A 24380-nucleotide genomic window follows, 5' to 3' on the forward strand; every position below is an offset into this window, starting at 1 on the left:
CGTCACTCGATGTGCAGGCGGTTCAATTGCCAGACCCAACGCGACTCGTACCGGACATCGGCCAGTTCCGGATAGTCGTCACGGGGATAGACGATCCAGAGCGGGCCCTTGTCCCGTAGCGTAAGGACGCGACCGTCCACCTTCGTCGCCAGGAGAAGCGGGAATTTCAGGTCCTCGGAGGGGATCGCGATCTCGTAGCCGTTGAGGGCGGAGGCGATGATCCGGCTGCCCCGGGCGCCGACCCGGTCGAGCACGGCCCTGAGGGGGATCCCCTCGTAAAGCTGGGCGCCGTCCGACCAGGCGGACGTGGTCCGGAAGGAGGCCATTCCGAGGGCCTCCAGCATCTCCCGGTCGAAGCGGGCCTGGCCTGCGCCGTTGGTCGCCTCGATGGCGCCGGAGACGGTCAGGATCACGGCTCCCCTGGGTGCCGGCAACGCCTCGCCCGCCCCGGCCTGCGGAGCGCAAGCCAGGCCGAGGAGGAACAGAACGAACAACGCGTAACTGCGCATGGGAGCCCCGCCGAAGACAACTTGATAACATAATCACATTCTTCTGCAGAAGTCTTGAGGGAAAGCGTGTGCTTTCCCTAGAGATTTGGCGAATTGGCTCCTGCCACGGTGCCGCGCACAGGTCGGCCCCCATTCCGGCCACGCCTTCGGCGAAACGGGCAACTTCCGCTCCCCGGCCGTGCGCCGGCGCACCTGCAACGCCTCGAAACGGTCCCGGGGCGGCCCGCGCCCCTGGCGGCCGATTGTGTGCCAAGGTCTCTTCGGGCTATAGTAAGGCTTGAATTCCCAGACGGTCGGCCCTTCCGGCCCCGTCGCCTTCAGGAGTAAGAAATGCGCAAGTTCATGGCGGCCCTGATCGGTGCGGCAACCCTTGCCACCTCACTGCCGGCAAGCGCGGATATGCTGCCCCGGCCCTCCCTGCCGGACGTGCAGAAGGCCTATCCGAACGAAAGCTACTCCCAGTACTATTATCGCCGCGGCTATTACTACGGCCGGCCTTACTATTACGGGCGGCCCTATTACTACCGCCGGGACAACGGCGCCGCCGTCGCCGCGGGCGTCGCCGGTCTCGCCGCCGGTGCGCTGATCGCGGGCGCGATCGCCAATTCCGCCCAGGCGCAGCCCGCCGTCCCTCCGCCTCCCGGCACCGTGAGCCCGTCCGTTGCGGCCTACTGCGCGAAGAAGTACCGCTCCTACGATCCGGTGACGGGCACGTTCCTCGCCAGGAACGGCATGCGCTACGTCTGCACCTATCCGTAAGGCCCGCTCTCCCGGCGCGGCCCATCGGCCGCGCCGCCGCCCCTCTCTTCCGCCATCTTCCCGCCCTGCGCGCCCGTGGCCGGCACATTTGACAAGCCGCTGGCCGGAACTAGGATGGCTTCCATGAACCGCCACGCCATCATGCCCCGAGGCCTGCTCTCCGCAGGATTGCTGATCGCGCATTCCTAAGCCGGGGTGCCGAGGCGCGACGCCGTCGCGACCATCCCCGGAGCGGTTCTTCCTACCTTTCACCACGACAGTTCATTCCAGCCCGCGCCCGCCGCCTGACTGCGCCGGCCGCAGACCGTGTGGAGCTTTCCATGTCCGTATCCTCGTCCCTCGACACCCGTAAGGGCCCGTCCGCCGCGAAGAGGCCCCCCATCGCGATCCGCGCCAACGACCACGAGCGCCTGCTCAAGCTCGCCGAGGTGGCCGCAGGCCGCATGCCCGAGGTCGCGGAATATCTTCTGACCGAGTTGGAGCGCGCCCGCGTGGTCCCTCCCGATACGGAGAAGCCGTCGCTCGTCGTCATGGGCTCGACGGTCACGTTCCGCGACGAGCAGACGGGGCGGACCGAGCGCGTCACCCTCGTCTATCCGGACCAGGCCGATATCGACCGCAAGCGGATCTCGGTCCTGACGCCCATCGGCGCAGCCCTCATCGGTCTCAGCGAGGGGCAGTCGATCCTGTGGCCCACGCGCACGGGCAAGGAACACCGCCTGCAGGTGCTGAAGGTCGAAGCGGAAGCGGCCGGCGGGGACGACGGCGCCCACGGCTGAAAAAGCTGCGCCCCGTTGGAAACCGCACATTCGCGGATCGGCTCTCCGTAACGAGGGCCGGCCACGAGGTGGTCGAAGCGGGGCTCGCCGCCGTCGTCGGCGAGGTCATGCGCCTGGGCCTGACGCCTCACGCCGCCTGCAGCTGGCGGCCGAAGGCTCCGGCGTGACCGCGCTCACGCCCGTGCCCGGCTTTGGCCGCGACCGCCGGCAGGTCGAGCTGCCGCGTCAGCCGCGCGACCATGCGTCGCGCCAGTGCGATCCCCTCGCGCTCAACCGGCTTGATCCGCTCCTGCCCTTGACCTTACCATGATGGCAAGGTCCAAACCGGCAGGGATCTCGGCATATCCAAGGATCCTGGCCATGCGTCCCATTCCCATTCGCGATCTGACCTGCAGCAGCTGCTTGGGTTTTGTGGTTCAATCTCTGCAAGACACCGATCGGACGATCCGCAGCGGGACGAACCTGACAGGTCGCACGATCGACATCGTCCCTCTCCGCTTCGAGTCGGTCCCGCGGCACGCGCTTCGATGGGCCGGTCATCCGGCCCGCGCCGGTTCTCCTTCCCCCTGGGGTGAGCCCATGGGCCACGTCTTGTCGAAGCGGGGCTTTCGTGAAAGAAATCCGAATCCGACCGACCGGAGCGTTCCACCTGTGCGGCTGATGGGCACCATCATCGTTGCTCTGCTTGCGATCACCATGGCGATCTTCCCGATCTCCGTGCCGCAGGCGGCTGCGTCGGCTGGGCACCGGCATGCTGCGGTGACCAGCGCCGGGCCCACCCATGACCATGCTGCCATCGGCGGGGAGCATGGGCATGCGGGCGGCGCAGCGTCGCATGACGACACCGTGTCGAGCGCTTCTGCGGATCGCCCTCAGGGGGGTCAGGACTGCGCCGGCCCCGTCTGCTGCAGCATGGGCACCTGTCATGCCGTCCAGGACACCGCCCTTCCCATCCTCCACTCCCCCGCTGGGTCCCGCCTTCCCATAGCCATGCCCGGCGACGAACAGGTCGCAGGCATCGTCGTGGGCCGCCTCGACAGGCCTCCCCGAACCGTCTGAGCCAGGCGCGGGCGCGAACGCCCGCACGAACCGGCGCGCCCGCTCCTGAGAGCCGGCCGCGACCGCCCCGAAGCTCGAACCGGCCACCTTCCCGCTCGCGACCGGAACAAGAGGCCTAGGATGGCGAACGGCCGTGCCGTCCGTCATCCCTCCCACCCCGTTCGGCCGCCCTGTGGAGGTCCGCCCGGAGACGGATTGCATGATGAAAACGATCCCCCTTGCCGTCCTTGGCCTCGGCCTGGCGGCTTGCGTGCCCACCGCCCCGCCTGCCTACCTTGCGGCGCCCGCCGATCCCGATGTGGGCCTCCGAAGCCCCGGCTACGCCTCCGTGACCGCGGGTGTGCGTGCGTACGACGTCGTCGAGCCCCTCGACTGGCGCGAGCTCAACCGGCGCGTCGCGCCGGGCGCCGCACCCGAGCGGGACGACAGCAACGATGCCGCCCGGCGAGGCCGGTGACCCATGCGCCAGGAAGACCATCCAATGACCGAAAAGAATTCCGCGGGATCAACCCGCAGGCTGCGGCTGCTCGGGGGTGTCGCCGCCACCCTCCTGCTCGGCGGCTGCGTCTCGTTCTCGCCTGACGGGGGCCTGTCGACGGCGCAGACGGTCGCGTATGCCGAGCTGGGCAAGGACGTCGTCAAGATCACCGGCGGGGCCGAGGCCGCTGCCATTCAGCACCGGGTCGAGGAACTGCTGAAGCGGCCGCTCACGGCGGACAGCGCCGTCCAGATCGCCCTGCTCAAGAACAGGGGTTTGCAGGCTGCGTTCAACGAGCTCGGCGTTTCCGAGGCCGCGTACATCCAGAACAGCCTGCCCCCGAACCCGACAATCTCCCTGTCCCGCCTCGGCGGCAACCTGGAGCTGGAGATCGAGCGCCAGATCCTGATCGGACTGTTCGAGCTTGCCACCCTGCCGGCCCGGGCGGCGATTGCCGAGCAGCGCTTCCGCGCGGCCCAGTTCCGGACCGCAGAGGCGGTGCTGCGCCTCGCCGCCGAGACGCGCCGGGAATACTACCGGGCGGTTGCCGCCAACCAGCAGGTCGCCTTCATGCAGCAGGCGCTGGCGACGGCCGAAACGGCCTCCGAGCTCGCCAAGCAGCTCGGCGAGACCGGCGCGCTGAACAAGCTGGAGCAGGCCCGCGAGCACGCGTTCTACCAGGAACTGGGGGCCCAGCTCGCCCGCGCCCGGATCGAGCAGAAGGTCGCCCGCGAGCGCCTGATCCGGCAGCTCGGCCTGTGGGGCCGGGACATCGACTTCCGCCTGCCGAGTTCGCTGCCGCCCCTGCCGGCCCGCATCGCCTCCGCCCAGGACATCGAGCGGCGGGCGCTGGAGCGGCGTGTCGACCTGCAGGCCCTGCGCCACGATCTGGAGGCGACCGCCCGCCAGTTCGGCCTGACGAATGCCACCCGCTTCGTCTCCGACATCGAACTTGCCGGAACCTCGAACTATGAGCGGGTGAAGACCGTCTCGGTCGACCACGGCGAGGTCGAGGTCGAGAAGGAGAAGCTCAACCGGCGCGGGCTGGAAATCGCGTTCACGATCCCGATCTACGACTTCGGCGCGGTAGGGGTGCGCAACGCCCGGGAGACCTACATGGCTGCCGCCAACCGGCTCGCGGAACGGGCCGTCAACGTCCGGTCCGAGGCGCGGGAGGCCTACCTGCGCTACCGCGGCAACTACGACCTCGCCCGCCACTACCAGAGCCGCGTCCTGCCGCTGCAGAAGCGGATCCAGGACGAGGCCCTGCTCCAGTACAGCGGCATGCTCGTCGACGTGAGCCAGCTCATCCTCGACGCCCGCGCCCGCATCCTCAGCAACGTCGATGCCATCAATGCCCGCCGCGACTTCTGGATCGCCGCCACCGACCTCAAGGCCGCCCTCGTCGGCGGCGGAGCCGGCAGCGGCGGCCCCGAAGGCGGCAGGGAAGCCGTGGCCGCCGCCGCTGGCGGCGGTGGCGGGCACTGACCAGGGAGAGACCGATGACCGATCTATCGCGCAGGAACTTCCTCGGCGCCGGAGGCCTCGCCCTCGCCGGAGCCACCATGATCAGCGGGCGCGCGCAGGCCGCGAGCCTGCCCGAGGCGCCGATCATGACCGAGGCCACCATGCAGCCGCCGCTCTACCCGAAGAGCGGACCGGACTACCAGCCCGTCGTCACCCTCAACGGCTGGACCCTGCCCTGGCGGCAGAACGGCGACTGGAAGGAGTTCCACCTCGTCGCCGAGCCCGTGGTGCGCGAGCTCGCGCCCGGCATGAAGGCGCACCTGTGGGGCTACAACGGCCAGTCGCCCGGTCCGACCATCGAGGCGGTCGAGGGCGACAAGGTGCGCATCTTCGTCACCAACAAGCTGCCGGAGAACACGGCGGTGCACTGGCACGGCCAGCTTCTGCCCAACGGCATGGACGGAGTCGGCGGCCTGACCCAGCCGCATATCCCGCCGGGCAAGACCTTCGTGTACGAGTTCATCTGCCAGAAGTCCGGCACGTTCATGTACCACCCGCATTCGGACGAGATGGTGCAGATGGCGATGGGCATGATGGGCTTCTTCGTCGTGCACCCGCGCGATCCCGCCTTCCGTCGCGTCGACCGCGACTTCGTGTTCCTGCTCAACGCCTTCGACATCGAAGCCGGAAGCTACGTGCCGAAGGTCAACACGATGCTCGACTTCAACCTCTGGTGCTGGAACTCGCGCGTGTTCCCGGGCATTGACCCATTCGTGGTGCGGCAGGGCGACAAGGTGCGGATCCGGTTCGGCAACCTGACCATGACCAACCACCCGATCCACATGCACGGCTACGACTTCAAGGTCACGTGCACCGACGGCGGCTGGGTGCCGGAGACGGCGCAATGGCCGGAGGTCTCCGTCGACGTGGCAGTCGGGCAGATGCGGGCCTTCGAGTTCGTCGCGGATGCGCCGGGCGACTGGGCGATCCACTGCCACAAGTCGCACCACACCATGAACGCCATGGGCCACGACGTGAAGACCTACATCGGCGTGAACATGAAGAAGACCGCGCCCGCCATCAGGAAGGTGGCGCCCGGCTACATGCCGATGGGCTCGGCCGGCATGGGCGAGATGGGATCCATGGAGATGCCGCTGCCCGACAACACCCTGCCGATGATGACGGGCTTCGCCCAGTTCGGCCCGGTCGAGATGGGCGGCATGTTCTCGGTCGTGAAGGTGCGGCCGGGCCTGGCCTCCGACGATTACAAGGATCCGGGCTGGTACCGGCATCCGGAGGGGACGGTCGCCTACGAGTGGAAGGGCGAGCAGCTCGCCGAGCCCGCCCGCGCGACCTCGCCCGACAGCGGCGTGAAGGCGGCGGAGTTCAGGGCCGCCGACCCACGCAGGAGACCCGCCCGCACCGCCGGCGGCCATGGCAACCACTGATCGCAATCACCGATCCCGACGAGAAACGATGCCGAAGGAGCAATCGATGAAGACACGCCTTTCCGCCCTCATGGGCGCCGCCGCAGCGCTGGCCCTTTCGGCCGGGCTGGCCCTTGCCGGTCCCGGCGAGCCCGGCCACAGCCACAAGTCCTTCGCCGCCGGCGAGCCGGGCGACCCGAAGAAGCCCGTGGCCCGCACCATCGAGGTCACCATGAAGGAGACCGAGGACGCGAAGATGCTGTTCGAGCCCAACCGGGTCGAGATCAAGCGCGGCGAGCAGGTGAAGTTCGTGCTCAGGAACCACGGCCAGGTCGATCACGAGTTCATGCTCGACACGCCCGAGCGGAACGCCAAGCACAAGATCGCCATGGAGAGGAACCCCGACATGGAGCATGACGACCCGAACGGGAAACGTCTCGCGCCGAAAGGCTCCAACGAGATCGTCTGGCGCTTCACCAGGCCCGGCACCTTCGAGTTCGCCTGCCTCATCCCGGGCCACTACGAGTCGGGCATGCACGGCATCGTCGTCGTCAAGTGACGGCCCTCTCTCACCCCACCACCCGAAGAAGGAGTTCCTCCATGAAACGTCTCGCTATCGGCCTCGTCGCTGCCCTCGGCCTCTCGGGCGCGGCCCTCGCGCAGAGCCTGCCGACCGTGTCGGGCACGGTCGAGAAGGTCGACGCTGGCGCCGGAAAGATCACCATCGAGCACGGCCCGATTCCGAACCTCGACATGGATGCGATGACCATGGTGTTCCGCGCCCAGGACCCCGCCCTTCTCAAGGGCCTGAAGGCCGGCGACAAGGTCCAGTTCACCGCCGACCGCGTGAACGGCCAGATCAGCGTCACTTCGATCAAGAAGGGCTCGTAAGGCCCTCGATGCCCCGCAGGTTGCGACCTGCGGGGCGTTCCCTGTGTTTGAAGAGAGATTCCGTCATGAAGCGCTTCGCCCTTACACTCACCGCCGTTGGAGCCCTCGCCGCCGCATGGGCCATCGTCGGCCCGGCCCGCTCTGCGCAGGCGCAGCCCGCCAAGGGCGCGCCGGCGGCCTATGAGCGTGTCCGCGAGGTCATGGCCGACCGCTTCAAGGACATGAAACTCGCCGGCGATCCCGACAGGGATTTCGCCGCGCTGCTCATCGCCCATCACGAGGACCTGATCTTCCTCGCCCGGACCCAGCTGGAGCATGGCGCGGACGAGCAGCTCCGGCGGATGGCACAGAGGATCATCGACGAGCAGCAGAAGCAGATTTCCGAACTGAAGGAGTGGCAGGTCCGCAACCGCCAGGCGGACTACCGCGCCAGGGCGGACCAGCCGCCGCACGGGTCCGGACCGCTCGACCGGACGGGCCCACCGGCCCCGCAGGTGCAGGCCGCCGCTCCCGCGCAACCCGCTGCGCAGGAATCCGCCCGCCAGCTCCCGATGGTGTCCGGAACGGTCGAGAAGGTCGATGCGGGCGCCGGCAAGATCACGCTCGACCACGGCCCGATCCCCAACCTGAGCATGGACGCCATGACCATGGTGTTCCGGGTCCAGGATCCGGCAGTCCTGAAAGGCGTGAAGGCCGGCGATAGGGTCCGGTTCCAGGCCGACCGCGTGAACGGACAGATCAGCGTCGTCACGATCCAGAAAGGCAAGTAGCGCAGACCAGCGCTTGTTGATCGCGATCAAGGGAGGCCGGGGGCAGGTCGGATACGGGTGCGAGGACAGGAGAGCGTAATGGCATCCACCCAACCGAAATCGATCTCACGCTCAGCCGCCCGTACAGGTCGGGCACGGCTTCAGGTCGTGAGCGAGCGCCAGGCACGGGCCGAGGAACGGGCTGCGTCCAAGGCGGCCCGGTCCCGAACCGTTGCATCCCCCGATGCCAAGACCGCTCCGGCCCATCCATGGACCGCATTCGGCGACCTTGCGGCCTATGCCTGGGACGTCTCCGAGCGCTCGGTCCTGTTCTGGGACACGCTGCGGCAACGGGCGGACAACATGCTGGCGCACGAGCGTGCCGGGAAGCCGCCCCTCCTCGATTTCGACTGCGAAATCCTTCTGGATGCCCGGCGGCTCGAGCGTCCGACCAACTACTCCCTGCTGCGGATCACCCGTGTGGGTGACGACTGCCTGGAGGATTGCCTGAGCGCCGGAAAGCCGCCGGTGATCGTCTTCGATCCCCGCGCCGGCCACGGGCCCGGCATCGGCGGCTTCAAGCGCGACTCCGAGGTTGGCCTGGCGCTCCGGGCCGGACATCCCGTCTACTTCGTGGCATTCGGACCGGAGCCGGTTCCGGGCCAAACCCTGCGCGATGTCCTCGGCACGCTCCGGCGCTTCGTCGAAGAGGTTGCCAAGCGGCACGAGGGCCGCGCACCCGTTCTGTATGGGAACTGCCAGGCCGGATGGGCGATCACGATCCTGGCCGCCGACTGCGCCGGCCTCGTCGGACCGGCGGTCCTCAACGGCTCGCCCCTGTCGTACTGGGCCGGGGAGTCCGGCATCAACCCGATGCGGATCGCCGGCGGCTTGGTCGGTGGCGCATGGCTCGTCCACCTGCTCGCCGATCTCGGCCAAGGACGGTTCGACGGCGCCTGGCTCGTGCAGAACTTCGAGAGCCTCAAGCCGGAGGCGGTCTGGGAGAAGTACGCCAATCTGTTCGCCCATATCGAGACCGAGCGGGAGCGCTTCCTGGAATTCGAGCGCTGGTGGAACGGCTTCTACTTTCTGAGCCGGGAGGAGATCGTCGCCATCGTCGAGAACCTCTTCGTCGGCAACCGGCTGGAGAAAGGCCTCGTGCAGGTCTGCGACGGCTGCCATGTCGACTTGCGGCGGATCCGGAACCCGCTGGTGATCTTCGCCTCCTACGGCGACAACATCGCCCCGCCCCATCAAGCCCTCGGCTGGATCCCGGCGGTTTATGCCACCACCGAGAACCTCAAGCAGGCCGGACAGCGGATCGTTTACCTGACCAACCCGCATGTCGGGCATCTCGGGATCTTCGTCTCCGCCAAGGTCGCCAACCTGGAGCACCGTGCGATCCTGGCGAATCTCCCCCGAATCGAGGCGCTTGCGCCCGGCCTCTGGGAGATGATGATCGGCAATCCTGCGACCGACGCCGGGACCGCAGAGGTCACGTTCGAAGAACGGCGGGTCGAGGATCTGCGGTTCGACTACCCCAGGAGTTCCTTCGAGCGCGTTCGGGCGATTTCCGAGGCGAACGAGGCGGCGTACCGGACCTTCGTAAGCCCCTGGGTCCAGGCCGCCGTGACGCCGCGGTCCGCGGCCATGGCCGAGGCGCTCCATCCCATGCGCGTGAGCCGCACGATGTTCGCGGAGGCCTTCAACCCCTGGATGCGCGGCGTCCACATGCTGGCGGCGATGGAGCAGGATCGCATGCCGCTCCCGCCGGACAACCCGTTCAAGGCGGCGGAGACGGCCTGGTTCGGCGATGTGACTCGCATGATCGAGACCGGCCGGAGGGTCCGAGACGCCTGGGCGGAGCGCCTGTTCGAAGCTGCGTTCGGTGGAGGTCCGCCTCCCCGGCCCCGGCAATCAAGCCCCCTAACCGGCACGCTTGACCTTCCCATCATGGGAAGCCTCAGGCTTCCCCGTATCGCATAGAGGCGCAAGCGGAGAACCGCCATGACCGACACCCCAGCCACCAAAGGTCACGAGGGCCAAGAGCACCATCATGACCATGGCGCCCACGCGGGACATCACCATCGTCATGAGCCCACCGCTGACGCCCGAAAGGTGAAGGATCCGGTCTGCGGGATGACGGTCGACCCGCATGCGACCCCGCATCGGGCTCAGTACGAGGGCAAGCCGTATTATTTCTGCTCCTCCGGCTGCCAGTCGAGGTTCTTGGCCGAGCCCGCGAAATACGTCGCGCCGGCAGCGGCCCGCAAGGCGGAAGCCGTGCCCGAAGGCACGATCTACACCTGCCCGATGCATCCGCAGATCCGCCAGGTCGGACCCGGCTCCTGCCCGATCTGCGGCATGGCGCTCGAACCCGTCCTCGCAACGGCAGAGACGGGCCCGAGCCACGAGCTCGTCGACATGACGCGCCGCTTCTGGATCGGCCTGGTCTTGTCGCTCCCCGTGGTGGCGCTGGAGATGGGCGGCCACCTGACCGGCCTGAGCCACGTCATCGGCCAGCAGACCTCGAACTGGATCCAGATGCTCCTGGGCACCCCGGTCGTGCTGTGGGCCGGCTGGCCCTTCTTCGTCCGCGGCTGGCAGTCGCTCGTCACGCGCAACCTCAACATGTTCACCCTGATCGCCATGGGCACGGGCGTGGCCTGGGTCTACAGCATGGTCGCGACGCTCGCGCCCGATGTCTTCCCGGCCGCCTTCCGCGGCCACGACGGCGCCGTGGCGGTCTATTTCGAGGCGGCCTCCGTCATCACGGTGCTCGTCCTGCTCGGCCAGGTGCTCGAACTGCGTGCCCGCGAGACGACGAGCGGCGCCATCCGTGCCCTGCTCGACCTCGCGCCCAAGACGGCCCGCAGGATCATGCCGGACGGCACCGAGCAGGAGGTCCAGCTCGACACCGTGCAGGTCGGCGACCGCTTGCGGGTCCGTCCGGGCGAGAAGGTGCCGGTCGACGGCGTGGTCGTCGAGGGACGCAGCGCGGTCGACGAGTCGATGGTCACCGGCGAGTCCATGCCCGTGACCAAGGAGATCGGGGCCAAGGCGATCGGCGGCACCATGAACCAGTCCGGTGCCCTCGTGATCGAAGCCCGGAAGGTCGGGCGCGACACCATGCTGGCGCAGATCGTGCAGCTCGTGGCGGAAGCCCAGCGCAGCCGCGCCCCGATCCAGCGCCTGGCCGACCATGTCTCCGGCTACTTCGTCCCGGCCGTGATCGTGGTCGCAGGGCTTGCCTTCCTGGCCTGGGCGATCTGGGGGCCCGAGCCGCAGTTCTCCTACGGCCTCGTGGCCGCCGTGGCGGTTCTCATCATCGCCTGCCCCTGTGCCCTCGGCCTCGCCACGCCGATGTCGATCATGGTGGGCGTCGGCCGCGGCGCCGGGGCCGGCGTGCTGATCAAGAACGCCGAGGCGCTGGAGCACATGGAGAAGGTCGATACCCTCGTGGTCGACAAGACCGGCACGCTCACCGAGGGCAAGCCGGCCGTGACGGCCGTCGTGCCGGCCCAAGGCTTCACGGAAGCCGAGGTCCTGCGCCTGTCGGCGAGCGTGGAACGCGCCAGCGAACATCCGCTCGCGGTCGCTATCGTGTCAGCCGCCGAAAAGCAGGGCATCGCCACGGCTCGGGTCACGGACTTCGATTCGCCGACCGGCAAGGGCGCGCTGGGCACGGTGGAAGGCCGCCGCGTCGTGCTCGGCAACAAGACCTTCCTGGCCGAGCACGGCATCGACATCGGCCCTCTGGCCGAGCAGGCCGACCGGCTGCGGGAGGACGGCGCGACGGCGATCTTCGCCGGCATCGACGGCCGCGTGGCGGGTGCCATCGCCATCGCCGATCCGGTCAAGGCTTCGACGCCCGAAGCGCTCGCCGGCCTCAAGGCCGAGGGCGTGCGGGTGGTGATGCTCACCGGCGACAACTGGACGACGGCCAAGGCGGTGGCTCGCCGGCTCGGGATCGACGATGTGGAGGCGGAGGTCCTGCCGGACCAGAAAAGCGCCGTGGTCCAGCGTTACAAGGCCGCGGGGCGCGTGGTTGCCATGGCGGGCGACGGCGTGAACGACGCGCCGGCGCTCGCGGCGGCGGATGTGGGCATCGCCATGGGCACCGGCACCGATGTCGCGATGGAGAGCGCGGGCGTGACCCTGCTGAAAGGCGATCTCACCGGGATCGTGCGGGCCCGGCGGCTGTCGCGGGCGACCATGCGCAACATCCGCCAGAACCTGTTCTTCGCCTTCATCTACAACGCGCTCGGCGTGCCGGTGGCGGCAGGCGTGCTCTACCCGTTCTTCGGCATCCTGCTCTCGCCGATCATCGCGGCGGCCGCCATGGCCCTGTCGTCGGTGAGCGTGATCGGCAACGCCATCCGCCTGCGGACGGTACGGCTCTGATGCCGGTTTGTCCCGAAGTTTGACGGGGCGCAACGTTCGCTCCCCCCGACACGGTAGGGTCTTCCGGTCGTCCAACCCATGGCCCATAAGCCGATTTGAAGAGATGAACTGGATCCGGAACCAATCCTGGCTTGTGCTGACGGGCATGCTTCTTCTGGCAGCCGCCACGATTGTCCTTGGCGGCGGCCGGGCTGCCGCCGCGGATCCCGTCGCTCCGGCACATCCTGCGCGGCTGGCAGCACTCGCCTTGGGCCATGAGGATGCCGGCCCGGCCGTTGCCCCCGACCACGGCAACGCGCCGGGCGGCGGCGCTCATGACACGGGCGCATTCGGCAGTCTTCCCTGCAATGCGGCCTGTCCCGTCGGCTCCGCGGGATGCGTGCCGGCCTTATGGACCTCCCATGCAGGCCTTCTCCAAAGGGATGCCGGAAAGGTTCGCATCCGCACCGCGGACGACCTGGTGCTGTCAGGCCTGCCTCCCGACGCGCAGCTTAAACCTCCCAGACCCATCGCGTGACACGCTCCTGAAGCCGTGGCCCTCGGACGCATCTCCTGTGATGCGGCCTGCGACACAATCCAAGGGCCATTTCCGAACCGGATCTGACGCGACAATCGCTCAGGCCGCTCCACCGAAATTCAGAAGGACAACGCGATGTCCGCACGCGCACCCCAATTCGCCCTCGCCCTCGTGGCGTCTCTTGGCGCCATGGCTCTTGGTGCCATGTCTCTCGGCGCTGCCGGCGCCCAGGCCGGCACAATCTATGTGGCCAACGAGAATGGGCAGAGCATCTCCATCACCGACGCCGAAACCTCTAGGAGCGTCACGGTCCCGATCCCCATCTCGCCGCACAACGTCGACCTGACTTCGGACGGCCGGCTTTTGCTGGCAACCGGCATGCCCGCAGGCGGCTCCGGCGGTCACGCCGCCCATGGCCCGTCGGGCGGCCAGCTCGTCCTCATCGACGTGTCCGGCAGCATGCCAGGCTCACCGGAAGCCGTGCCGGTGGGAGGGCACCCGGCGCACGTGGTTCCCGATGCAAAGGGGCGTTTCGCCTACCTGACCGATGCCGACACCAGCTCGGTGATCGTCGTCGATCTTGCCGGCCGTAAGGTGACCGAGCGCATCCCTGTGCAGAACTACCCGCACGGCCTGCGTCTATCGCCGGACGGCAGCCTGCTGGCGGTCGCCAACATGAAAAGCGGCACGGTCTCGCTCGTGGACACGCGGGATCTGGAGAACGTCGAGCACGTTCCCGTCGGCCGCGGGCCGGTGCAGGTCGCGTTCGACCCGAGCGGACGAACCCTGGTGGTCTCCCTCAACGGCGAGAACAAGATCGCCATTGTCGACGTCGCCTCCCGCAAGGTGCTGCGGACGGCGCCCGTCGGCCGCGGGCCGGTGCAGGTCTTCGTCACGCCGGACGGCAAGCGGGCTCTCGTCGCCAACCAGGGTTCGGCGGCGAAGCCCGACGACCGGGTCTCGGTGGTCTCGCTCGACAGCGGGGAGACGGTGAAGACCGTGACGGTCGGCAAGGGTGCCCATGGCGTGGTCATCGACCGTGACGGCGACACGGCCTACGTCACCAACACCTACGAGAACACCGTGTCCGCCATCGATCTGAAGGACCTCGCCGCGGAGAAAACCTATCCGGTCGGGAAAGGACCGAACGGAATCGCCGCCCGCTAGCGTCTCAGGGCGGAAGGACCTCGCTTGGCCGAGGAGCGAATCCACCAAGCCTCGGCCGTTTGAGCGAAATCAAAGCGGCCGGGGCGCATACGGACCAGAATTCCAAAGGCTAACGGAAAGCTCTCCCCATGCACACCACACCTCATATTCCCGAAGCGCCGCCGAAAAACTGGCGCAGGGTCCTGGTCGGCACGCCCCTGGGCTGGGCCGTGACGCTCGCGCTGGCTGCTCTGGGCGTCTACCTCTTCGTGAACCACACGGGCCACATCGTGGCTGCCCTGCCCTACCTGCTGCTGATGGCCTGCCCGCTCATGCATTTCTTCATGCATGGGAGCCACGGCCATCGTCATGGAAAGCCTGAGTGACCGCCGCGGTACTCAAGTGCCTGCGGCGGGGCGGGTTCGGGGCGGGCGTGGCCGATGCTGCGGTTCATGACTGCGGCATGGTCCGACCGGCTCCCGCCCCCACGAAACGAAAATCGCGCCGACAATAGTCCTCCCTGGCAATGGACCGGGTCTACAAAGGAGAGCCTGCCATGAAGACACCCCTTCTCGCCGCCGTTCTGGTCGCCTTCGCCGCGCCCGTCCTGGCCCAATCGCCCGCCGAGCACGATCAGCACCATCCCGGCGGGACCTCCGTCACCCAAGCCCAGTCCACGCCCCCTGCCCAACCTCAGACGCCGCCCGCGCAGCCTGGGTCGCAAATGCCGATGGGGCAGATGATGCAAAGCCAGGGGATGATGGGCCAGGGGACGATGGGACAAGGCATGATGCAGGGCCGCGGCATGATGGGCGGCATGATGCAAGGTCAGGGTCAGGGCCGGGCCATGATGGGCCGCTTCTCGCCCGAGGACATGAAGGCCTTCGTCGACGCCCAGATCGCCGCGATCCACGCCGGGCTGAAGCTGTCGGCCGATCAGGAGAAGCTGTGGCCTCCCGTCGAAGCCGCCATTCGCAACCTCGCGACGCTGCACCTCAGCCATATCCAAGCCATGCGCCAGAACCGGGGTGCGATGGCCGGCGACCGGGTCGCCCTGATCCGCGCCATGGCCGAGCGCATGAGCCAGGGAGCGGACGCCCTGCGCAAGCTCGCCGATGCCGCGGCTCCGCTCTACGCCACCCTCGACGAGGCGCAGAAGAACCGCTTGCAGGTTCTCGCGCCCATGGGTCCCCGTGGCATCATGGGACCGGGCGCGACGATGGGATTCGGCAGGATGGGCTCCGGAGGCGCCATGATGGGCGACGACGATGACGGCGACGGCCAGGACAGCCGTTGAGGCGGCATCGGGCCCCGTCGTCGGACGCGGCCCGCAGATACGCGGAAGGGGGCCCCTGCGGTGGCGGGAGCTCCGCAGCTTCACCGATTGCCTTCCTTCCTGGCGTTCTTCCGGAGCCACTCCTTCATCTCGGCGATCTCCTGGCCCTGCTCCTTGATCGTTTTTTCGGCCATCTTCTTGGCCTCGGCGTTGTCGCCGCTCTTGATGACCACGTTGGCCATGTCGATCGCGCCCTGGTGGTGGGCGATCATCCCGCAGATGAAGGCGACGTCCGCGTCCTTGGCCATGATGCCGGTCATCATCGGACCGTGCATCTTCACCATCGCCTGCATGTAGCCCTTCTGGGCCTCCGGCATGTTGGCCGTCATGCCCTGCATGTTCTGCATCATGCCTGACATGTTCATGCCCTGCATGATCTCCATCTGGCCGCTCGCCTGCACTGCCGCCCGGCATTCTTCGGGCAGGCTGTCGGCCGACAGGGTCATCTGGCTCCCCAAGGGATGCTGCATCTGGGGCTGCTGGGCCAGAGCGCCCCAGGCGCTGACGGAGGCGACGGCGGTGGCAAGGGCGATCATCCGGAAGGTCATGGCGGTTTCCTCGTTCACGATTCAGGGTCCGGGCGCCGCGCGAGAACCAGGGTCACGCCGAGCCGAAGCGACGGACCGGCGGGGCACGGAGCGGACCGGATCGTCCACGGCATTGCCGTTGGACCGGTGCGCCAACAGATGCCTTCGACTCTCGGTTCCCCGATGCGCTCCGCCCCTCGAGCAGATCGACCCATACCCCCTTGACCTTGCCATCGTGGGAAGGTGCAGGATGCATGTATCGTCACTTTGATACGGAGAACACACCATGTGCGGATGCAACGCCCACCAGGGCAATGCCGATCGGGTCGTCGAGCGCGATCCTTCCGCCTTGACCCTGCGGGTCGAGGACATGACCTGCGGCCACTGCGCCGGAACGATCAAGAAGGCCATCGAGACGGGCCTGCCCGGCACGAGCGTCGAGGCCGATCCCGCCTCCAAGCTTGTCTCGGTCCGGGGCAGCACTGATTTGACTTCCATCAAGGCCCTCGTGACCGAAGCGGGTTACACCCCGACCGTAGCCTGAAGGAGATTTCCATGCTCGACCGCCGCCGTTTCCTGACCGTCCTTGGAGCCACGGGCGCCGCCCTTGTGGCCGGACAGGCCTTTGCGCAGGCAGCCTTGCCCAAGGTCGTCGTCACCAAGGACCCGAACTGCGGCTGCTGCGGCGGTTGGGTGGACCACATGAAGGCGGCCGGTTTCCCGGTGGAAGTCGTCACGACCCCGCAGGTCAACCGGGTGAAGGCGCGCCTCGGGGTGCCGGACGATCTCGCCTCCTGCCACACCGCCGAGGTCGGCGGCTACGTGATCGAGGGCCACGTGCCGGCGGACGCGGTCAAGCGCCTGCTGGCCGAGAAGCCCCAGGCCAAGGGGCTCGCCGTCCCCGGCATGCCGGTCGGCTCGCCGGGCATGGAGGTCCAGGGCGCCGACCCGGACACCTACGAGGTCGTGCTGTTCGGGCCCAAGGGCCAGAGCGTCTTCGCCCGCTACCAGGGCACACGCCCGGTCTGATCCGCCCCGAGGCGACCGAGCCGGCGGTCGCCCTGCTCCCGATGACCGAAGGACGCGAGGTGGCGGAGGACGATCGCTCGAAAGGGCTGCCCCTGCGCCGGCACCCGCTCGCCTTCCTGCGCCACGCCCGGAAAGCTGACGATGCAATCGATTCGGGTCGTCGCGGGACAAGTTCCGGTGCTTCAAGCCTGTTGACACCGCCCTACCCCCTCATAACCCTAGGCGACAGAGCTGCGATGCCTTAGAGTAATTTTGATGCTCCCGCGTATCATCGCCACCGTCTGCTTGTCCCTTCTTCTGTCCACGGGAGCCGGGGCTCAGGGCGGCGATCCCAATTTCCGCGAAGCGGAGCGCCTGTTTCTCAAACTGGACATCGAGACACGCCTCTTCTTCCAGATTGCACTGACGAGTGCCGGCTACTGGACCGCCGTCCCCAACGTGAACTATTCGAGGCGCCTGCACCGAGCCATTCAGGAATACCAGACCTCCCGCGGCGAAAGTGCCACCGGGCTCCTGACCGAGAAGCAGATCAGGGACCTGATCGACAGCGGAGCGACGGTCCTGAAGGATTGGCGCTTCCGCTCCATCGGTCACCCGACCCGTGGGCGGCTCCTCTGGGTTCCCATGGGGCTGAACCTTCTCGCGGAGCGCACGTCTGCCGGCGCCCTGGTGAAGGAACCGAAGAACCGCTTCAAGCTGAGCTTCAATTCATACGACGGCGTCGACGTTCGCACCGCATACGGCCTCACGCTGAACGAGATGGTCTCCAGCGGAGACAACATACTCTACAAGATCCTGCGGGACGACTTCTTCGTCATCGCCGGGAACCAGGGACGCTACAATCGCTACGTCCGCTATCACACCGACGGCAGCGGCATTCTCGGCTTCGACATGTCCTGGTCCACCGAGGAGCCGCCGATCTACGGCAACCGTCTGGTCACGGTGATTTCCGGCTCCTTCTGGGCCTCCATGACCGGCGCTCCTTTCCCGAGGATCGAGCCCGCCCGGTATCCATGGGAGGCGCCGCCCGTGGCGCAAACACCCGGCCCTTCCACGAGCGCCGCCACGGCGCCGAGCGCCCCCGCTCCCAAGGAGGAGCGCGGCGTGTCCTCCGGCACCGGGTTCTTCGTGTCCGACAAGGGACACATCGTCTCGAACCACCACGTCGTCGACTCCTGCACGACCGTGATGGTCAAGGCCGGCCAGTCGCCGCCGCGGACCGCGACGGTTCTGGCCAGGGACAAGGCGAACGATCTTGCGCTCCTGAAGGTCGAGCAGACGCCGCCTGCGGTGGCGGAACTGCGCTTCGGCCTGCGGCTGGGCGAGCCGGTCGCCGTGTTCGGCTATCCCTTGTCCGACGTTCTCGCGCGTACCGGCAACTTTACCCTGGGCAACGTCACGGCCCTGGCCGGGCTCGGCGACGACGCCCGCCACGTCCAGATCTCCGCCCCCGTCCAGCAGGGCAATTCCGGCGGTCCGCTGCTCGACGAGGCGGGGAACGTCGTCGGGGTCGTGACCTACAAGCTCAATGCGCTCAAGTCCGCGGCCTTGTCGGGTGACATTCCCCAGAACGTCAACTTCGCCGTCAAGGTGACGGCCCTCTCCAATTTCCTCGACGTGAACCAGGTGTCCTACCGGACGGGCGCGGCCGGCGCCGCCCTGAAGCCGGCCGATCTCGCCGAGAAAGCGCAGAGCATCAGCGTCTATATCGAGTGCAGGTAAACCGGCCGCCCCGGCATCCCGAGGAATACGACGCTCGTCCCTCGGTCGGCATGCGAGAGCCGATCCCGGTCAGGCAACAGGGCCGTCGGGATCGGGCGGAGTTCGGGCCCAGGCGAAGACGCGCTCCTGCTCCTCCCGGAGGAAGGCGTCCTCGTTCAGGACCTTGCGCCCCAGCCACCGGGCGGCGCTGAGGAAGCCCTCAAGAGTATAGGCGTCCATCTCGCCGGTCTGCCGGCTGTGCTTGTCGACACGGCGCGACCGCCGCCTATTGCTGTCAGGATCGGAAACGACAAAGCCGCCTCAGGAGGCGGCTCCGTGTAAGCTGCTGTAACGCCAGCAGTAAGATGGTCGGAGCGGCGGGATTTGAACCCACGACCCCTAGTCCCCCAGACTTCCAAAATCGGCTTTCAGGTGCCTTCGGCGGCTTTCAAGGCGATCAAAAGCACCTTGTTGGTCAGCTACTTAGGTGTTCACCTGCTTTCAGGCGCCCTCACCTATTTTCGTAATTTTGAACCCCCGTTGAACCCCGGCGCCATTACTGATCGGTGCCTCGAATGCCTGTTGTCACCCTCACCTCTGCTTTCGTCAAAACTCTAACTCCGCCGATCGAAGGCCGAGTGGAATATTGGGATCAAAAGACCCCCGGCCTGTGCCTCCGGGTTGCGGCAAGCGGAAAGGCTTCATGGTCGTTCCGCTACCGCCCGCGCGAGGGAGCCGGTTTCCAGCGGATCACTCTTGGGAGGCTCGCCGATCTGCCGCTCTCGGAGGCCCGCGAGCGAGCTATGCGGTACCGAGTGCAAGTTTCGGATGGCGGGGACCCGCAGAGGGCAAGAGTTAAGAAGCGGGGTCTTTCCCACAACGTTCTCACGTTTGGAAAGCTCGCTGAGCGCTACCTCGACGAGTATGCGAAAACTAACAAGGCATCCTGGAAGAACGATGAGACTTATTTGAAACGCCCGCGCGCAAAGTGGGCCGAGAAGCCCGTGGTCGAAATTCGCCGACGCGACGTGATAGACCTCCTCGACGAAATCAAAGCTACAGCGCCTGTAAGCGCGAACCGCACCCAATCTGTCCTTTCCGGCATGTTTAATTGGGCCGTTGATGGCGAGTTACTTCCGGCTAACCCCGTCGCAGGATTAAAGAAACGAGCAAAGGAAACGTCAAAGGACCGGGTCTTATCGGATAGTGAGATTTCCGTGCTTTGGCACGCGCTCAAAGATACGACCGATATGTCTAAGGACGTGGCCGATGCTCTACGCCTACTCCTCTTGACCGGACAACGGCCCGGAGAGGTTTCGGGAATGGTACAGGCTGAGCTTGTGTGTCTTGACCTTGCCGACGCCGCCCGATGGGAGATTCCCGCCTCTCGCATGAAGGCTCGGCGCCCTCATGTCCTGCCTTTAGCACCTAAGGCTCGCTCGCTTTTGGAAGCCGTTCTGAAGCGGCGAGAGGCAGATGGTGACGGCGAAAGCGTTTTTGCATCCAAGTTCGCCAGCCGCTTGACCTTGGCCCGCCATAGCCTTTCTCAGGGGCTCGCACGCCTTATAGCCGCTCTTGTTGCCGATGGACCGGATCAGCGCACCATAAGGTCGCTCAAAGAGCGCCCGCCGACTCCGCACGATTTCCGGCGCACGGTAGGAACGGGGCTCGCCGCACTCGGAGTCCTCCGTGAAGACCGACGGGCGGTACTAGCCCATGTCGAGGGTGACGTGCATGGGGTTCACTACGATAAATACGAGCGGCTTCGAGAGAAGAAAGCTGCTCTTGAGGTTTGGGAAAAGCACGTCGCCGCACTGATTGCAGAGAAGCTGCAAGCTGCGGCATGAGGCGACTTAAACAGGCCTGTAGATGAAAGCATTTGAGGGTACGTGTAAGCAGATGCAACAGAGAGAATAAAATGATCGAGAAACTGCTTCTACCCAAAGAGGTTTATCAACTTGTCCGACTATCCGAAGCAACCGTATGGAGAATGAGGCGCAAGAAAAAATTTCCTGACCCCATTTCTATAAGTGACGGCCGAGTTGCATATCGCGAAAGTGAGGTCGTGGCTTGGATTGCTAGGCAACCTAGGTCATTTGTTTGAAGAATACTCCTCGCGATGACCGATCCGATTTAATCGGATCTTTTTAGAGCGGGAATCGCCGTCTAAAAGTGTCTCAATCTGCTTCAGAGCGGATCAGGGGCACACAATGGTAAACAAGCAGGCGGGCAACTTTCAGGGTTCAAGCCGTGAGGGTCTCGACTATTTCACGATCAGCGAATTTTGCGCTTGGACTCGCCTAAGTCGAGCAACCGTCTATCGGGCGATCCGAGCCAGTACGCTAAATGCAAAGAAGCTCGGCGGCCGGACAATTATACTGCGAGAGGATGCAGTCGCGTTTGTGAAAGGCCTCCCGTCAGCCTGAGTCAGAACCACCTTAGTATTGTGTACAGCATCGGGTGATCGGCCCGGTGAACGATCCCGCTCACCCATTTGTCATCAACGCTGAAACGAGCGGTTCAGCGATCGACGGCGCACGCTTGCGCCGCGTCTTAAGGGGGTAAATATGACGACTACTGAAATTGAGTACGCCGAAGCACTCGCTTCCGCTCTCGAAGAGCCCAGCGATGACGGCATTTTCCTTGGTCCAACTGACGCTGCATTCGCGGCTCGAATAATCCGTGAGCGCGTCGAGCGCTTCCTTGCCGAGGCAGCGGACACGCCTGAGGCGGCATAACCCCTTTTCGGGCGATCAAAACAGGCTGGTTAGGGCATAGCAGGGCGGGCACGGTCACATCTGGTCACAAGTGGGCATTTGCCAACCCATTTCTAAGCGAGGTCAACGATGCAGATCGAAATGAAGCCGGATCAATTGTGGTCTGAGGAAGCAGTCGCGCACTTCCTTGGGAAGTCTACCGACACGCTGAAGCGCTGGCGGCGAGAAGGAGGCGGCCCCGCCTTCGTTCGGATTGGCCGCACGCCTCAATATAGGGTCCAAGACATGATGGTTTGGATGCTCCGAAATCGGATCGAGCATCACGATCTGAGCGCGCCCATCATCGATTGAAAAGAGAAGCACCCGGTCTTTTTGAAAGGGTGACCGGGCGCTTCATCGACACTCAGGATCTTGGAAACACATCATGGATACCCCTTTCGACCTGCATACACGAGGCAAATTCGATCGCCTGCTCGCACCCGATGACGCCGAATGGCTCGCCGCCCATCCTGAAACCCCTTGTCGCGTTAGGCCCTACCGCGCCGAAGACGCAAAGCGCATCAAGACCGGCTCGGTCGGAAGCGCGATCGAAGAGGCTTGGGTTACGATGATCTTTCGGAATGGAACCTACGTCGCCGACTATTTCGCGACTCCTTCCTCGCGCCTTCGCGGGGCGCTGATCGACCGCGTGTCGGCCGCCGTCGAGGGTTACCTCTGCCAGAATCCTGAATGGGGGCTCGATCCGAAATGACGTCGCCTTTTTCAACTCGCGCGGCGTCCGAGCGCCGCAAGCGGCCGTTCGCCCTCGCAGCATTCAAGTCGGCACTCGCGGCTGCACTTTTTAACGATCGGCTCGCGGAACTCGACATGTGCCAGCACGACAGCTTCATCGAGAAGCTTGTCGGGATCTTCGCCGACGTCGGGGCCCTTCGCGCGGCCGGGCATATCGACGATGACGAAGCAAATGGGGTCTTCGCCGACGTCAAGAAATTCGCCGTAGGAGTGAATATCCCCCTTAGCCTGTCAGATGAAGAACGGGTGCTCACGACCTATCAGGGGAGCGCCGATCGTCCGCTCGAAAACGCTTTCCCCCGCCCCGAGGAAGGTCCGTTCCGCAACGATGATTTCCGGCCGCCCTTCCCCGTTGACGTGCTGCCTGAACCCTTTTGGACCTTCGCGCACGACACGGCTCTGAACAGCGGCCTGTCGCTTGACTACCTTTGCGCCGGGGTGCTCTCGGCCGCCGCTGCCGCGATGGGGCGGGCGAGAGTAGCGACGACCGTTCTCGGAACCGGATACGAACAACCACCTATCCTTTGGCTTGCGTGTATAGGCACGTCAGCAGCGGCGAAGACACCCGCCCTGGGGTTCTCGAAAAAGATGCTTCAGGCCGTTGAAGCGTCTCTCGCGCCCGATAACGAAGACCGGAAGCTCGCCTGGAAATCGCGCAAGGCGGCAGCCGACGCCGCTCGGAAGCAATACGAAGAGCAGGTCAAAAGGGCTGTAGGGGAAGGGCTTCCGCCTCCGATGATGACGGCGGACGCACTTGAGGTCCCGCCCCTCGTGAAAGAGCGGATCATCATCAATGATCCGACCCCCGAGGCCGTCATTCAAATCTGCTCGGGCCTCCCGCGTGGCGTCCTACTGTTCCGCGACGAACTTGCGGGATGGTGGAACGCCTTCGGCCGCTACTCGCAAGGGGGCGGCGAGCGCGAAATGTGGCTCGAAGCGCATGACGGCAACTCATGGTCTTCGGAGCGGGTGAAGTTCGGTAATGATCCCGTCGAAGTGCCGGCCCTAGCCGTGTCGATCGTCGGCGGCACTCAGCCCGCCAAAATCAGGGAGTTGCTGAGCGGCCCGGCCGATGGGCTTGTTGAGCGCTTCCTTTGGTTCTGGCCGAAATTCGAAGGGACCGAGACCCCGACCAAGCCGGTTTTGACCGGCCCGTGCATCGGTGCCCTAAAACGCCTTCGGTCTCTCGATTTCGAGCGCGGCGAAGGCGATGCGCTGAAGCCTCGGGTCGTGCCGCTCACGTCGCAAGCCCTCGGTCTGCTCAGCAAGTTCAAGGCTCGGGCGAATGAGGAAGCTCGGTTCGCCGACGAGCAGGAGGCCGGGGCGATCGGCAAGGCCGATAAGCAAGTTATCCGGCTCGCGCTCGTCTTAGAGTTCATGTTATGGGCGGCGACCGATGAGGCACCCGAGCCTAAGGCTATCAGCGAACGGAGCATTAAGGGCGCCCTCATCCTATGGAACGACTACTTCAAGCATCACCTTCGGCTCGTTGTGGGGACGGACGGCGGGCGCGCGATCGGCGCCGCGCGCGACCTCGCGCAATGGATTCTCGATAACGAAGTCGCCGAGTTCACGCGCACTCAGGTTTGCCGCAATGCCGGGCGCAAGAGTCTTCGGGCATCAAAGGACGCGCAAGCTGCGATCGACGAGCTTATTGAGGCAGATTGGCTCTTCCCGAACTTCTCGCGATCAGGCGGCCGGAAGGGGCGGCAAAAGCAGGAGTACATTGTGAACCCGCACGTTCACGCGGGGCGCTTCCGCGCATACTGACGTGCTATCTGCACTATCTGCACCTATCTGAATCCTATCTACAAAGGCGTCGCCCCAGGCGGCGCCCTTTTCGTATGTACCTGACCTGCTTGGATTTTCACGGCAGGATCGGGGCTAGTGGTGGCCTATCTGCGCTATCTGCAACGCTTCTTCGAAAAAGGCGACTTAGAGGGGCTGAAGGAGGGCAATAGAGGAAGATATACCTACTTTGAATCAGAGTCTCTATAGCCTTTGAGAAAGCTCGTTATCGCTCGATTTCGGTAGTGCCTTGCAGATAGTGCAGATAGCTTCCCCGAGCGCACGCCAAAACGGCTTGAAACCTA

At 65.8% G+C, this 24380-nt stretch carries 27 protein-coding genes; 24 read left to right on the forward strand and 3 right to left on the reverse strand.

All coding sequences use genetic code 11. From position 1 onward, the window contains the following. Nucleotides 1–2: 2 nt before the first annotated feature. Nucleotides 3–509 (reverse strand): putative pterin-binding protein, encoded by a 507-nt coding sequence (locus tag GDR74_RS10065; RefSeq protein WP_210251015.1) that lies wholly within the window; start codon nucleotides 507–509, stop codon nucleotides 3–5. 330 nt (nucleotides 510–839) lie between these two features. Here GDR74_RS10065 and GDR74_RS10070 point away from each other — a divergent pair, with 330 nt between their 5' ends. The 15 genes from GDR74_RS10070 (at nucleotide 840) to GDR74_RS10135 (ending at nucleotide 15482) form a co-directional block, all read left to right on the forward strand. Continuing rightward, nucleotides 840–1268 carry a BA14K family protein gene (locus tag GDR74_RS10070; RefSeq protein WP_152586189.1) on the forward strand — a complete coding sequence of 143 codons (429 nt, stop codon included), beginning with the start codon at nucleotides 840–842 and terminating at the stop codon, nucleotides 1266–1268. A 320-nt stretch (nucleotides 1269–1588) separates the two neighbouring features. Next, entirely contained in the window at nucleotides 1589–2047 is a 459-nt protein-coding gene (gene rnk / locus GDR74_RS10075) for a nucleoside diphosphate kinase regulator (RefSeq protein WP_152586190.1), read from the forward strand. Between the two features lie 163 nt (nucleotides 2048–2210). Next, nucleotides 2211–2357 (forward strand): hypothetical protein, encoded by a 147-nt coding sequence (locus tag GDR74_RS18180; protein WP_194164502.1) that lies wholly within the window; start codon nucleotides 2211–2213, stop codon nucleotides 2355–2357. A gap of 50 nt (nucleotides 2358–2407) precedes the next feature. Further along, entirely contained in the window at nucleotides 2408–3106 is a 699-nt protein-coding gene (locus GDR74_RS10080) for a hypothetical protein (RefSeq protein ID WP_152586191.1), read from the forward strand. A 202-nt stretch (nucleotides 3107–3308) separates the two neighbouring features. Then, a complete protein-coding gene (locus GDR74_RS10085; protein ID WP_194164503.1) occupies nucleotides 3309–3563 on the forward strand; it encodes a hypothetical protein in 255 nt (84 codons plus the stop codon). Between the two features lie 24 nt (nucleotides 3564–3587). Beyond that, nucleotides 3588–5072, forward strand: a complete 1485-nt coding sequence (locus GDR74_RS10090) for a TolC family protein (RefSeq protein ID WP_152586193.1) — start codon at nucleotides 3588–3590, stop codon at nucleotides 5070–5072. 14 nt (nucleotides 5073–5086) lie between these two features. Next, nucleotides 5087–6499, forward strand: coding sequence for a multicopper oxidase family protein (locus GDR74_RS10095; RefSeq protein WP_152586194.1), 1413 nt, complete (start codon nucleotides 5087–5089; stop codon nucleotides 6497–6499). Nucleotides 6500–6545: 46 nt separating this feature from the next. Further along, nucleotides 6546–7037, forward strand: a complete 492-nt coding sequence (locus GDR74_RS10100) for a cupredoxin domain-containing protein (protein ID WP_152586195.1) — start codon at nucleotides 6546–6548, stop codon at nucleotides 7035–7037. Between the two features lie 41 nt (nucleotides 7038–7078). Then, a complete protein-coding gene (locus GDR74_RS10105; protein WP_152586196.1) occupies nucleotides 7079–7369 on the forward strand; it encodes a copper-binding protein in 291 nt (96 codons plus the stop codon). Nucleotides 7370–7434: 65 nt separating this feature from the next. Beyond that, the gene (locus tag GDR74_RS18575) at nucleotides 7435–8139 is read left to right on the forward strand and encodes a copper-binding protein (RefSeq protein WP_152586197.1); all 705 of its coding nucleotides are present in this window, start codon (nucleotides 7435–7437) and stop codon (nucleotides 8137–8139) included. Between the two features lie 78 nt (nucleotides 8140–8217). Next, nucleotides 8218–10104 (forward strand): DUF3141 domain-containing protein, encoded by a 1887-nt coding sequence (locus tag GDR74_RS10115; RefSeq protein ID WP_152586198.1) that lies wholly within the window; start codon nucleotides 8218–8220, stop codon nucleotides 10102–10104. A gap of 21 nt (nucleotides 10105–10125) precedes the next feature. Continuing rightward, a complete protein-coding gene (locus GDR74_RS10120) occupies nucleotides 10126–12522 on the forward strand; it encodes a heavy metal translocating P-type ATPase (protein ID WP_152586199.1) in 2397 nt (798 codons plus the stop codon). A 652-nt stretch (nucleotides 12523–13174) separates the two neighbouring features. Further along, on the forward strand, nucleotides 13175–14206 hold the full coding sequence (locus GDR74_RS10125; protein ID WP_152586200.1) for a YVTN family beta-propeller repeat protein: 1032 nt from the start codon (nucleotides 13175–13177) through the stop codon (nucleotides 14204–14206). A gap of 128 nt (nucleotides 14207–14334) precedes the next feature. Beyond that, a complete protein-coding gene (locus tag GDR74_RS10130) occupies nucleotides 14335–14571 on the forward strand; it encodes a DUF2933 domain-containing protein (RefSeq protein WP_152586201.1) in 237 nt (78 codons plus the stop codon). Nucleotides 14572–14741: 170 nt separating this feature from the next. Next, nucleotides 14742–15482: a Spy/CpxP family protein refolding chaperone gene (locus GDR74_RS10135; protein WP_246179357.1), complete on the forward strand. Its 741-nt coding sequence runs from the start codon at nucleotides 14742–14744 to the stop codon at nucleotides 15480–15482. An 80-nt stretch (nucleotides 15483–15562) separates the two neighbouring features. Here GDR74_RS10135 and copM read toward each other — a convergent pair whose 3' ends face one another. Then, complete coding sequence (gene copM, locus GDR74_RS10140) at nucleotides 15563–16087, reverse strand: CopM family metallochaperone (protein WP_246179359.1); 525 nt, start codon at nucleotides 16085–16087, stop codon at nucleotides 15563–15565. A gap of 247 nt (nucleotides 16088–16334) precedes the next feature. On the opposite strand from copM, the gene GDR74_RS10145 reads away from it, so the two are divergent. From GDR74_RS10145 to GDR74_RS10155, 3 genes are all read left to right on the forward strand, one after another. Continuing rightward, complete coding sequence (locus GDR74_RS10145; RefSeq protein WP_152586202.1) at nucleotides 16335–16592, forward strand: heavy-metal-associated domain-containing protein; 258 nt, start codon at nucleotides 16335–16337, stop codon at nucleotides 16590–16592. 11 nt (nucleotides 16593–16603) lie between these two features. Next, nucleotides 16604–17077, forward strand: coding sequence for a DUF411 domain-containing protein (locus tag GDR74_RS10150; protein WP_152586203.1), 474 nt, complete (start codon nucleotides 16604–16606; stop codon nucleotides 17075–17077). 255 nt (nucleotides 17078–17332) lie between these two features. Continuing rightward, a complete protein-coding gene (locus GDR74_RS10155) occupies nucleotides 17333–18799 on the forward strand; it encodes a S1 family peptidase (protein WP_152586204.1) in 1467 nt (488 codons plus the stop codon). Between the two features lie 69 nt (nucleotides 18800–18868). On the opposite strand, the gene GDR74_RS18185 is transcribed toward GDR74_RS10155, so the two are convergent. Further along, entirely contained in the window at nucleotides 18869–19018 is a 150-nt protein-coding gene (locus GDR74_RS18185; protein WP_194164504.1) for a hypothetical protein, read from the reverse strand. 335 nt (nucleotides 19019–19353) lie between these two features. Between GDR74_RS18185 and GDR74_RS10160 the strand changes: the two genes are divergently transcribed. From GDR74_RS10160 to GDR74_RS10185, 6 genes are all read left to right on the forward strand, one after another. Then, nucleotides 19354–20625, forward strand: a complete 1272-nt coding sequence (locus GDR74_RS10160; RefSeq protein ID WP_152586205.1) for a tyrosine-type recombinase/integrase — start codon at nucleotides 19354–19356, stop codon at nucleotides 20623–20625. 71 nt (nucleotides 20626–20696) lie between these two features. Continuing rightward, on the forward strand, nucleotides 20697–20882 hold the full coding sequence (locus tag GDR74_RS18615) for a helix-turn-helix transcriptional regulator (RefSeq protein WP_152586206.1): 186 nt from the start codon (nucleotides 20697–20699) through the stop codon (nucleotides 20880–20882). Nucleotides 20883–20988: 106 nt separating this feature from the next. Then, on the forward strand, nucleotides 20989–21204 hold the full coding sequence (locus GDR74_RS10170) for a helix-turn-helix domain-containing protein (RefSeq protein WP_152586207.1): 216 nt from the start codon (nucleotides 20989–20991) through the stop codon (nucleotides 21202–21204). 420 nt (nucleotides 21205–21624) lie between these two features. Further along, the gene (locus GDR74_RS10175; RefSeq protein WP_210251016.1) at nucleotides 21625–21846 is read left to right on the forward strand and encodes a helix-turn-helix transcriptional regulator; all 222 of its coding nucleotides are present in this window, start codon (nucleotides 21625–21627) and stop codon (nucleotides 21844–21846) included. A gap of 73 nt (nucleotides 21847–21919) precedes the next feature. After that, nucleotides 21920–22246: a hypothetical protein gene (locus GDR74_RS10180; protein WP_152586208.1), complete on the forward strand. Its 327-nt coding sequence runs from the start codon at nucleotides 21920–21922 to the stop codon at nucleotides 22244–22246. Continuing rightward, complete coding sequence (locus GDR74_RS10185) at nucleotides 22243–24057, forward strand: DUF3987 domain-containing protein (protein WP_194164505.1); 1815 nt, start codon at nucleotides 22243–22245, stop codon at nucleotides 24055–24057. Before GDR74_RS10180 ends, GDR74_RS10185 begins: the two co-directional genes overlap by 4 nt. The last annotated feature ends 323 nt before the right edge of the window (nucleotides 24058–24380 follow it).

Origin of the sequence: Microvirga thermotolerans (assembly GCF_009363855.1) — a bacterium.
Lineage (GTDB): Bacteria > Pseudomonadota > Alphaproteobacteria > Rhizobiales > Beijerinckiaceae > Microvirga > Microvirga thermotolerans.

Excerpts from the sequence above, each read along its gene's own strand:
- GDR74_RS10065 (WP_210251015.1), bottom strand. The coding sequence starts at position 509 with ATGCGCAGTTACGCGTTGTTCGTTCTGTTCCTCCTCGGCCTGGCTTGC.
- GDR74_RS10070 (WP_152586189.1), top strand. The coding sequence starts at position 840 with ATGCGCAAGTTCATGGCGGCCCTGATCGGTGCGGCAACCCTTGCCACC.
- rnk (WP_152586190.1), top strand. The coding sequence starts at position 1,589 with ATGTCCGTATCCTCGTCCCTCGACACCCGTAAGGGCCCGTCCGCCGCG.
- GDR74_RS10080 (WP_152586191.1), top strand. The coding sequence starts at position 2,408 with ATGCGTCCCATTCCCATTCGCGATCTGACCTGCAGCAGCTGCTTGGGT.
- GDR74_RS10085 (WP_194164503.1), top strand. The coding sequence starts at position 3,309 with ATGAAAACGATCCCCCTTGCCGTCCTTGGCCTCGGCCTGGCGGCTTGC.
- GDR74_RS10090 (WP_152586193.1), top strand. The coding sequence starts at position 3,588 with ATGACCGAAAAGAATTCCGCGGGATCAACCCGCAGGCTGCGGCTGCTC.
- GDR74_RS10095 (WP_152586194.1), top strand. The coding sequence starts at position 5,087 with ATGACCGATCTATCGCGCAGGAACTTCCTCGGCGCCGGAGGCCTCGCC.
- GDR74_RS10100 (WP_152586195.1), top strand. The coding sequence starts at position 6,546 with ATGAAGACACGCCTTTCCGCCCTCATGGGCGCCGCCGCAGCGCTGGCC.
- GDR74_RS10105 (WP_152586196.1), top strand. The coding sequence starts at position 7,079 with ATGAAACGTCTCGCTATCGGCCTCGTCGCTGCCCTCGGCCTCTCGGGC.
- GDR74_RS18575 (WP_152586197.1), top strand. The coding sequence starts at position 7,435 with ATGAAGCGCTTCGCCCTTACACTCACCGCCGTTGGAGCCCTCGCCGCC.
- GDR74_RS10115 (WP_152586198.1), top strand. The coding sequence starts at position 8,218 with ATGGCATCCACCCAACCGAAATCGATCTCACGCTCAGCCGCCCGTACA.
- GDR74_RS10120 (WP_152586199.1), top strand. The coding sequence starts at position 10,126 with ATGACCGACACCCCAGCCACCAAAGGTCACGAGGGCCAAGAGCACCAT.
- GDR74_RS10125 (WP_152586200.1), top strand. The coding sequence starts at position 13,175 with ATGTCCGCACGCGCACCCCAATTCGCCCTCGCCCTCGTGGCGTCTCTT.
- GDR74_RS10130 (WP_152586201.1), top strand. The coding sequence starts at position 14,335 with ATGCACACCACACCTCATATTCCCGAAGCGCCGCCGAAAAACTGGCGC.
- GDR74_RS10135 (WP_246179357.1), top strand. The coding sequence starts at position 14,742 with ATGAAGACACCCCTTCTCGCCGCCGTTCTGGTCGCCTTCGCCGCGCCC.
- GDR74_RS10145 (WP_152586202.1), top strand. The coding sequence starts at position 16,335 with ATGTGCGGATGCAACGCCCACCAGGGCAATGCCGATCGGGTCGTCGAG.
- GDR74_RS10150 (WP_152586203.1), top strand. The coding sequence starts at position 16,604 with ATGCTCGACCGCCGCCGTTTCCTGACCGTCCTTGGAGCCACGGGCGCC.
- GDR74_RS10155 (WP_152586204.1), top strand. The coding sequence starts at position 17,333 with ATGCTCCCGCGTATCATCGCCACCGTCTGCTTGTCCCTTCTTCTGTCC.
- GDR74_RS18185 (WP_194164504.1), bottom strand. The coding sequence starts at position 19,018 with ATGGACGCCTATACTCTTGAGGGCTTCCTCAGCGCCGCCCGGTGGCTG.
- GDR74_RS10160 (WP_152586205.1), top strand. The coding sequence starts at position 19,354 with ATGCCTGTTGTCACCCTCACCTCTGCTTTCGTCAAAACTCTAACTCCG.
- GDR74_RS18615 (WP_152586206.1), top strand. The coding sequence starts at position 20,697 with ATGATCGAGAAACTGCTTCTACCCAAAGAGGTTTATCAACTTGTCCGA.
- GDR74_RS10170 (WP_152586207.1), top strand. The coding sequence starts at position 20,989 with ATGGTAAACAAGCAGGCGGGCAACTTTCAGGGTTCAAGCCGTGAGGGT.
- GDR74_RS10175 (WP_210251016.1), top strand. The coding sequence starts at position 21,625 with ATGCAGATCGAAATGAAGCCGGATCAATTGTGGTCTGAGGAAGCAGTC.
- GDR74_RS10180 (WP_152586208.1), top strand. The coding sequence starts at position 21,920 with ATGGATACCCCTTTCGACCTGCATACACGAGGCAAATTCGATCGCCTG.
- GDR74_RS10185 (WP_194164505.1), top strand. The coding sequence starts at position 22,243 with ATGACGTCGCCTTTTTCAACTCGCGCGGCGTCCGAGCGCCGCAAGCGG.